Annotated in this window: 6 protein-coding genes; 2 read left to right on the top strand and 4 right to left on the bottom strand. The window is 76.3% G+C overall.

From position 1 onward, the window contains the following. Together FOE67_RS09160 and FOE67_RS09155 are read left to right on the top strand one after the other, a co-directional pair. The coding region (locus tag FOE67_RS09160; RefSeq protein ID WP_182662372.1) for an alpha/beta hydrolase at window positions 1-1,407 on the top strand (1,407 nt) is incomplete at its 5' end. A gap of 239 nt (window positions 1,408-1,646) precedes the next feature. Continuing rightward, window positions 1,647-3,353: an alpha/beta hydrolase gene (locus FOE67_RS09155; protein ID WP_182662369.1), complete on the top strand. Its 1,707-nt coding sequence runs from the start codon at window positions 1,647-1,649 to the stop codon at window positions 3,351-3,353. A gap of 85 nt (window positions 3,354-3,438) precedes the next feature. On the opposite strand, the gene moeZ is transcribed toward FOE67_RS09155, so the two are convergent. The 4 genes from moeZ to FOE67_RS09135 all read right to left on the bottom strand — a co-directional run. Beyond that, window positions 3,439-4,617 carry an adenylyltransferase/sulfurtransferase MoeZ gene (gene moeZ / locus FOE67_RS09150; RefSeq protein ID WP_182662367.1) on the bottom strand — a complete coding sequence of 393 codons (1,179 nt, stop codon included), beginning with the start codon at window positions 4,615-4,617 and terminating at the stop codon, window positions 3,439-3,441. A 172-nt stretch (window positions 4,618-4,789) separates the two neighbouring features. Beyond that, entirely contained in the window at window positions 4,790-5,842 is a 1,053-nt protein-coding gene (locus tag FOE67_RS09145) for an SDR family oxidoreductase (RefSeq protein ID WP_182662365.1), read from the bottom strand. Further along, window positions 5,839-7,095, bottom strand: coding sequence for a hypothetical protein (locus FOE67_RS09140; protein ID WP_182662363.1), 1,257 nt, complete (start codon window positions 7,093-7,095; stop codon window positions 5,839-5,841). The genes FOE67_RS09145 and FOE67_RS09140 overlap by 4 nt, the downstream gene beginning before the upstream one ends. Then, the coding region (locus FOE67_RS09135) for a glycosyltransferase (RefSeq protein WP_182662361.1) at window positions 7,092-8,838 on the bottom strand (1,747 nt) is incomplete at its 5' end. The genes FOE67_RS09140 and FOE67_RS09135, both read right to left, overlap by 4 nt.

Genomic DNA, 8,838 nt, shown 5'->3' with positions numbered 1-8,838 from the left:
GTGCTGCAGGGCGGCGGCCCCGCCCCCTCTCCCCCGCCGGACGGCGCGACCTGGGAGTGCGCCGACCTGACGGTGCCCGTCGACTGGGCCGATCCCGCCGGGAGGACGATCGAGCTGGCGCTGATCCGGATCGACCGCCGCGGGGACGGGACCACGCCCCGGATCGGCTCGCTGGTCTTCAACTTCGGCGGCCCGGGCGGCTCGGCGGTGGCCTCCCTGCCCGCCTTCGAGCCCCGGTTCACCGGGCTGCGCGCCGGCTTCGACCTGGTGGGGATGGATCCGCGCGGGGTGGGCGCCTCCTCCGGCGTGGTCTGCCTGGACGACGCCGGGGTGGACCGGGAGCTGCGGGAGGTCGGCTTCCCCCGGGACACGGCGGGCGAGGAGGAGTGGCTGCGCTCCCGCGAGGCGTACGCCGCCGCCTGCGCCGAGCGGGCCGGCGGGTTGCTGCCGCACCTGACGACCGTGGCCACCGCCCGCGACCTCGACCTGCTGCGCCACGTGCTGGGCGACTCCCGGTTGCACTACTACGGCGCCTCCTACGGCACCAAACTCGGCGCGGTGTACGCGGCGCTCTTCCCCGATCGGGTGGGGCGGATGGTGCTGGACTCGCCCGTGGACCCCGGCAGGGACCTGGTGGAGCGCTCGCTGGGGCAGGCGGAGGGATTCCAGCGCGCCCTGGAGGTCTTCCTCGCCGAGTGCGCCGGCCGGGAGGACTGTCCGACCGGCGGCCACCCCGGTGAGGGGGCGCGCCTGGTGGGGGACCTCCTGGACGGACTCGCCGACCGGCCGCTGCCCACCGCCGACGGCCGTCCGCTCACCCAGCGGCTCGCCGTCCACGGCGTGATCGGCTCGCTGTACTCCGAGTCCGGTCGGGCCCGGCTGCGGGCGGCGCTGGAACGGGCGCTGGCGGGTGACGGCACCGGGTTGCTGGAGGCGGCGGACCGCTACCTGGGGCGGAACGCGGAGGGCCGGTACCGCAACCTGCACGCCGCCAACACCGCCGTGAACTGTGCCGACTTCGCCTCCCGCCCCGGCCCCGCGGAGGTGCGCCGGTATCGTGCGGAGTTCCTGGCCGCGTCCCCGGTGCTCGGGCCCTACCTGGTGTGGGACCTGACCGCCTGCCACGGCTGGCCGGTGGTCTCCGACCGGGACCAACCGGAGGTCCACGCGCCGGGGGCCCGGTCGATCCTGCTGGTGGGGACCACCGGCGACCCGGCCACCCCCTACGCGGGCGCCGAACGGATGCGGGAGGCGCTGGGTGACGGGGTGGGGGTGCTGCTGACCCTCGAGGGCGAGGGGCACGGCGCCTACACCGCCGGGAACCGTTGCGTGGTCGCCGCCGTGGACGCGCACCTGCTGTCGGGGGCCACGCCGCGCGACGGCACGGTGTGCGAGCGGACCGGATGACGGACGCCACCGGTGACGGATGGACGGGAGACGAGCGGAGAGGGGACACGGGGAACGGCGACCGGCCGCGGGCCGGAACCGGACCCGGACCGGAACCGGTCGAACACATCAACCGAGCGGAGCACGACCCGAGCACACCACACCGGAACGACCACCGGAACGACCACCGCAACGACCGACGACCACCGAGCGCCGGGCCGCCTCCCGCGGACCGACGCCGCACACGGGGGAGACATCCGATGCCCGGACAACACCGCTTCCGATCACGGGGCACCCGCCTCGCCGCCCTGGTCACCGCCGCCGCGCTGGTGACCGGCGCCTGCACCGCGGGGGGTGGGGACGACGACGGCGGCTCCGCCGAGCCGACCGACCGTTCCACCCCCACCGCCCGCGACTACCCCGGGCTGCCGGAGTCCCTGGCCCGACAGAGCCTGGAGTGGACGGCGTGTCCCGAACCCTCCGTGGAGCAGGGCGGGGGCGAGGCCCCCGGCGAGTTGCCCGACGGCACCCCCTGGCAGTGCTCCACCCTCACCGTTCCGCTGGACTGGGACGACACCGGTGGCGAGACCATCGAGATCGCCCTGATCAGGGCCGTCTCCACCGCCGACGCGGACGCTCGGATCGGCTCGCTGGTCTTCAACTTCGGCGGCCCGGGCTCCTCGGGCGTGTACACCCTGCCGCAGGCCGCCGAGAACTACGAGGACCTGCGCGCCGGCTACGACCTGGTCTCCTTCGACCCGCGGGGGGTGGGGAACAGCGCCGGTGTGGTGTGCGTGGACGGCGAGCAGCGGGACCGGATGGCGCAGGAACTCGGCGGCCCCCCGCGCGACGCCGGCGAGGAGGCGTTGATGGCGGAGTTGGACGCCGAGTACATCGCCGGCTGCGAGGAGGCCGCCGGTGACCTGCTGCCGCACCTGACCACCGCCTCCGCCGCCCGCGACCTCGACCTGCTGCGCCACGTGCTGGGCGACGGGCAGCTGCACTACTTCGGCATCTCCTACGGCACCGAGTTGGGCGCGACCCACGCGAGCCTGTTCCCCGCGAACGTCGGCCGGGCGGTGCTGGACGCCGTGGTGGACCCGACCACCGAGCCCACCGAGGCGGGGCTCCACCAGGCGGCGGGGTTCCAACTGGCGCTGGAGAACTGGATGGCCCACTGCGCGGCGGAGGAGGGCGCCGACTGCCCGGTGGGGACCGACGCCGAGGAGGGCTCGGCGGTGATCGCCGACTTCCTGGACGGGCTGCGGGACCGACCGCTGCCCGGCGACGGGGATCGGCTGCTGACCGCGGACCTGGCGCTGACCGGCATCATCCTCACCCTCTACGACGAGGAGTTCTGGCCCTACCTGACCCTGGCCCTGGACACCGCGCTGAACGACGGCGAGGGACAGCTGCTGTTGGCCTTCGCCGACCTCTACAACGGGCGGGACGAACAGGGCCGCTACAGCAACCAGAACGACGCCTTCACCGCCATCACCTGCGCCGACGCTCCCGGCGGGCCGGGGATCGAGGCGGTGGAGGAGTACCGCGAGGAGTTCCTGGAGGCCTCGCCCGCCTTCGGCGACCTGATGGTGTGGTCGGTCACGGGCTGCGAGGGCTGGCCCGTCCCGGTCGGGGGCGCCGGGGATGCCGGGGACGACGGGGAACCGGGGCCCGGGGCCGACGACACCACCGACGACACCGCCGGGCGCGGGGACAACCGGGTGGACATCGACGCCGAGGGCGCCCGGGAGATCCTGCTCATCGGCACCACCGGCGACCCCGCCACGCCCTACGAGGGCGCGGAGCGGATGCGGGACGCCCTGGGCGAGGGGGTCGGGGTCCTCATCACCCGGGAGGGCGAGGGACACGGCGCCTACGCCATGGGCAACGAGTGCGTGGACGAGGCCGTGAACGACTACCTGCTGTCCGGACTCATCCCGCAGGACGGCCTGGTCTGCGGCTGACCCGCAGCGGCCCGGAGACCCGGGAAACGACCGGCGCCGGCACCCCCGGGGAGGGGGTGCCGGCGCCGGGCCGTGGGGAAGCGGGTCAGTAGACGGGCTTCTCCGGCTCGATCTGGTTGACCCAGCCGATGACGCCGCCGCCCACGTGCACGGCGTCGGCGAAACCGGCGTTCTTCAGCACCGCCAGCACCTCCGCCGATCGGATGCCGGTCTTGCAGTGCAGGACGATCCGCCGGTCCTGCGGCAGGTCCTGCAGGGCGGTGCCCATGAGGAACTCGTTCTTCGGGATCAGGCGGGCGCCCGGGATCGACACGATCTCGTACTCGTTGGGCTCGCGGACGTCGATGATGTCGATCTTCTCGTCGTCGTCGATCCACTCCTTGAGCTGCCGCGGCGTGATCGTGGAGCCGGCCGCCGCCTCCTGCGCCTCGTCGGAGACGACGCCGCAGAACGCCTCGTAGTCGATCAGCTCGGTGACGGTCGGGTTCTCGCCGCAGATCGCGCAGTTCGGGTCCTTGCGGATCCCGACCTGCCGGTAGGTCATCTCCAGGGCGTCGTAGATCATCAGTCGGCCGACCAGCGGCTCGCCGATGCCGGCCAGCAGCTTGATGGCCTCGTTGACCTGGATGGATCCGATCGAGGCGCACAGCACGCCGAGGACACCGCCCTCGGCGCAGGAGGGCACCATGCCGGGCGGCGGGGGCTCGGGGTACAGGCAGCGGTAGCAGGGGCCGTGCTCGGACCAGAAGACCGAGGCCTGACCGTCGAAGCGGTAGATGGAGCCCCACACGTACGGCTTGTTCAGCAGCACGCACGCGTCGTTGACCAGGTAGCGGGTGGCGAAGTTGTCGGTGCCGTCCACGATCAGGTCGTACTGCGCGAACATCTCCATGACGTTGGAGGAGTCCAGGCGCTCGTCGTGGATGCGGACCTCGGTGTAGGGGTTGATGCCCTGCACGGTCTCCTTGGCGGAGACGGCCTTGGGCCGGCCGATGTCCGACTGGCTGTGGATGATCTGCCGCTGGAGGTTCGACTCGTCCACGGTGTCGAACTCGACGATGCCCAGCGTGCCCACACCGGCCGCCGCCAGGTACATCAGGGCCGGGGAGCCGAGACCGCCGGCGCCCACGCACAGGACCTTCGCGTTCTTCAACCGCTTCTGTCCGTCCATCCCCACGTCGGGGATGATCAGGTGGCGGGAGTACCGGCGAACCTCGTCGACGGTGAGCTCCGCGGCGGGCTCGACCAGGGGTGGCAGCGACACGGGGACTCCGGGGGTCGGGGGACAGGTCGTTCCGTCGCCAACACTGCCACGCGCGATTCCATTCCGAGACACCCGTCCCGACCGGCGAGACGGAGGTGCCCGGCAGGTGGGCCCGTGGGTCGGCCGGCCGGTCGGGGACCCGACCGGCCGGCCGACGGGTGGCGCGCGCCGCTCACAGGCGACAGGCCGCCTCCATCCAGATGTCGGCGAGCGACTCCTCCAGGCCGATCCGCGAGCGCCAGCCCAGACGGTCCCTGGCGGCCCGGACATCGGCCTGCTGCCAGGGACCGCACCCGTCCGGGTAGGGCGGCACCGGCGGCGGGGGATCCGCCGGACGCTCGATCCCCGGCACCTGCGCCGGGCGCTGGCCCTGCGGGGCGCGCTCGGCGCCCCGGGGACCGGGCACCCCGCCGGCACGGACGTCGGGACCGTGCCGGCCGTCGGGACCGTGCTGACCGTGCGCGCCGTGCGGGATGTCCACCTCGTGCAGCAGCCCGGTGAACCCGGAGACCCGGGCCAGGGTCGTCGCCGCGTCCCGCAGCCGCACCGCCTGGCCCGACCCGATGTTCACCACTCCCCTGGCGGCGGAGAGGGTGGCCGCGTGCACCGCCCTGGCGACGTCGCGGACGTCGACGAAGTCCCGCTGCACCCCCAGGCCGGTCAGGCGCAGCTCGGTCTCGCCGTGCTGCAGGGCCCGACGCATCGAGTCGGCCAACCGGCCCAGCGGCGAGCCCGCCGGGGTGCCCGGCCCGGTGGGCGAGAAGACCCGCAGCACGATGGCGTCCAGGCCGGAGCCGGTCACCAACTCGGTCGCCGCGAGCTTGCTCAGCCCGTAGGGGCCACCGGGACGCGGGGCGGTGTCCTCGGCGAGCGAGGAGCCGCGCGGCGAGGGCCCGTACTCGGCGGCGCACCCGATGTGCACCAGGCGGGCCCCGCAGGCGCTGCGGCGCAGCGACTCGCAGAGGGTGGCGGTGGCGATGGTGTTGTGCCGGGTCAGTTCGGTGGCGGTGCCCCGGATGGCGCCGGCGCAGTTGATGACCACGCCGGGGTGCACCGCGTCCAGGAAGCGGGTGAGGGCTCCCGGACTGCCGGTGGCCAGGTCGAAACGGACGTCGGCGTCGTCCCCCCGGCCCAGGGCGGTCAGGTGGACGGCGGGATCGGCGAGCAGCCGTTCGGCGATGAAGCGACCGAGGTAGCCGGCCGCACCGAGCAGCAGCACTCTCATGGTTGTTCTCTCCTTGTCGGCGGGGCCGGGGGCTCCGCGGGTGGGGGTGACGAACCGGCTGCCCGTCCGGGCGGCCGGGTGACCGGGGCCGCCGGGGCGGCCGACGGTTGTTCCGGATCCCGGCGGGCCGGGAATGCCGGGATCCGGTGGACCGCGGCGCGGCAGCAGGCGGCCGGCACCGCGGGGAGCAGCAGCGCGACGGCGACCGCGGCCCCCGTCACCACCCCGATCAACGCTCCGGCGGGGGAATCGGGCACGGGTGCCGCGCCGGGTAACGGCACTCCCGGGAGGTACGGGGCGAGCGGGCCGGTGGGACGGACCGCCGGGAGGGCCGCCCACCACGCCGCGGCGACGGCGGGGAGGGCGAGCAGCGCCCCCACGGCCCGGCGGGGCCGGCCGTGGGCGGCGACCAGCAGGGCGAGGTGCAGCGCGAACGCCGTCGCGGCGGCGGGCAGCAGGGCGGACGGCGGGGGTGCGGTGCCCGGCCGGAGGGCGGCCGCGAGGAGTGGCGCGCCGAGGGCGAGGGCGGGCAGGGCGAGCGCCGCCGCCAAGCGGGGGCGGGTCGCGGAGCGGAAGTCCTCCAGGGTGCGGCTGCCGACCACCGCCCGCCGGGCCCCGGCCGCGAACGCGCGCAGGGTCCACACGGAGACGGCGAGACCCCAGGCGATCACCGCCGCACCGACCGCCGCCCGGGCCGGGTCGGGGGCCTGCGCCGGGAGCAGCCCCGGGAACAGCCCGGGAAGCACGTCGGGGGCCAGGGGGGCCGCCGCTGCGCAGGCCGCGACGAGGCCGGCCCGACCCGCCCGGCCGGGGAGGTCCCGGCGCAGCACCGCCCACCCGGCGAGCAGCGCGAGACCGCCGGCGAGCGGGAGGAGCAGCGGGATCGGGGGGCGGACCGGCTCCGGCGGACGGACGGCGGCGAGGACCGCCGCGAGGGTCACCGCGAGCGGGAGCAGCGGTCCGGCGGCCCGCCACAGAGCGGCGGGTCGGGCCCGGGCCGGGATGCCCCGCGGGGTCGTGACCGGCGGCGGGACGGCGCCGGCGACCGCCTCCGCGTCGGCCCGGGGCACCCGCGCGTACAGCTCCTCGGCCAACGAGAACACGTCGCGGTGGCGGTACCGGGCGGCGCCGCGGTCGGTGAGCCCCCGCGCCTCCAGGACGGCGGCGATCTCCAGGGGGTGCACGGCCTGCTCGCACAGCTCCCGGTGACGGTCCATCAGGACCCGCACGGGATCGGCGGGGGTGGTGATCACGCCGGCCCACCCCCCACCGGGGACACGGCGGCCCCGACCGGCGCGGGGGCGACCGGCGGCTCGTCGGCACGGTCGGCGGGGCGGTCCCCGACGGGGTCGGCGGCGGTGTCCCGCGGCGGGGCGATCGCGGCCAGGTGTTCCTCGGGGGTGCGACTGAACGGCGCCACCGGATCGACGGCCCCGGAGGGGTCGTCGGGCACCGGGGAGGTCCCGTCCCCGGTGCCGGCGGCCCGCCGGGCGGCGACCCGGGCGGCCATCTCCAGGTACATCGACCGGAAGGCGGCCAGGTTCCGCTCCACGGTGAACAGTTCCAGGGCACGGGCACGGGCCGCCGCGCCCAGTCGGGCCCGGCGTTCGGGGTCGGCGAGCAGTTCCAGACAGGCGGCGGCCAGGGCGTCGGGCCGGCCCGGTGGGACGACCGGGCCGGTGCCCCCGATGACCTCGCGCACCGCGCCGACATCGGTGGAGACCGTGGCCCGGGCGCAGAACATCGCCTCGATCAGCGGTATCGGGAAGCCCTCCGCGGCGGAGGAAAGGACGGCGACGGAGCCCAGGGCCCAGGCGGCGGCCGGGCCGGGCACCCCGGGATCGCCGATGGAGTGGAGGACCACCGGGGCGGGCCCCGCGTCCGTGGCGGGGAAGAGCCGCGCCGCCAGGTCCCGGCAGTGCGCGGCGTACCGGGGGTCGGTGGGGCCGCGCCCGGTGTCGGCCACCAGGTGGAGGCGGGCGGTGGGGCGCGCCCGGTGGACCGCGTCGAAGGCGTGCAGGAGCCCGACGAGGTCGCGGGAGGGCTCGACCCGACCCACCCAGACCAGGGAGTCGGCGGCGGGGTCCACGCCACGCGCGCCCCCGGCGCCCCGGACGGACGATCCCGTGCCGGGGGCCGGCGCCTCGCCCGGCGCCTCGAAGGGGCGGGCGTCCAGACCGGGGTAGACCAGCCGGGTCCGCCCGCTCTCCGCCCCGCAGCGCGCCTGCCAGCGACGGGCGTGGGCGTTGCCGGGGACGACCAGTTCGGCCCGGGCGTAGGTCTCGCGGGCGAGGTGCAGCCCGAAGGCGGCCAGGAGGGCACGGACCGGGGCGCCGGCCGCGCCGGGCGCCACCGTGCGGGCCTCGTCCGGGCGCCGGCGGGCGCGGGCGGCCTCCGCCGCGCTGTCCAGGTAGTGCTCGCGCAGCCGCACGCCGTACTCGGTGACCAGCAGCGGGGTGCCCCGGCGGTGGTGGGCGACCAGCCCGGGCAGGGCGGCGGGACCACCGCCCACCGCGTGGCAGAGATCGACCCCCAGGAGGCCACGGGCCCGGTGGTGTTCCGGGTCCTCGCGGCTCCCCGGCGCCGCGCGGTACCAGTCCGGGCCCAGCGGGCGCAGCGCCCGCTCCAGGCGTTCGGTGGCCACCAGCAGGTCGGCCACCCGGGCGGCCCGCACCGCGCGCGGCGCCGCCGGGGCCCGGCAGGCCGCCTCGAGCACCCGCAGGGCGGTCTCGGAGCACAGCCAACCGGCGAGGCCGCCGTGGTCGAGGGACAGATCGGCGAGGGTGTACAGGCCGTCGGTGAAGCGGCGGCGGGGGCCGGTGGCGCCGCGCGGGCCGGCGGCCGGGTCCTCGGGGGCGCACAGCGCCCCGGTCAGTTCGGCGAAGGCCTCGGCGTACCGCCGGTCCAGGCGACGTCCGGCGCGCCCGGGTCCCGGGCCCCCGGGGTCGGGCGGCGGGCCCCACAGGGGGGCGGTCCGCAGGGACACCACACCGGGC

Origin of the sequence: Streptomyces calidiresistens, assembly GCF_014141525.1 — a bacterium.
GTDB classification, from domain to species: Bacteria; Actinomycetota; Actinomycetes; order Streptomycetales; family Streptomycetaceae; genus Streptomyces; species Streptomyces calidiresistens.
This window is presented reverse-complemented; position numbering and strand designations above follow the sequence as displayed.

Coding starts and splice junctions, on each gene's coding strand:
- FOE67_RS09145 (WP_182662365.1), bottom strand. CDS start 5,842: ATGAGAGTGCTGCTGCTCGGTGCGGCCGGCTACCTCGGTCGCTTCATC.
- FOE67_RS09155 (WP_182662369.1), top strand. CDS start 1,647: ATGCCCGGACAACACCGCTTCCGATCACGGGGCACCCGCCTCGCCGCC.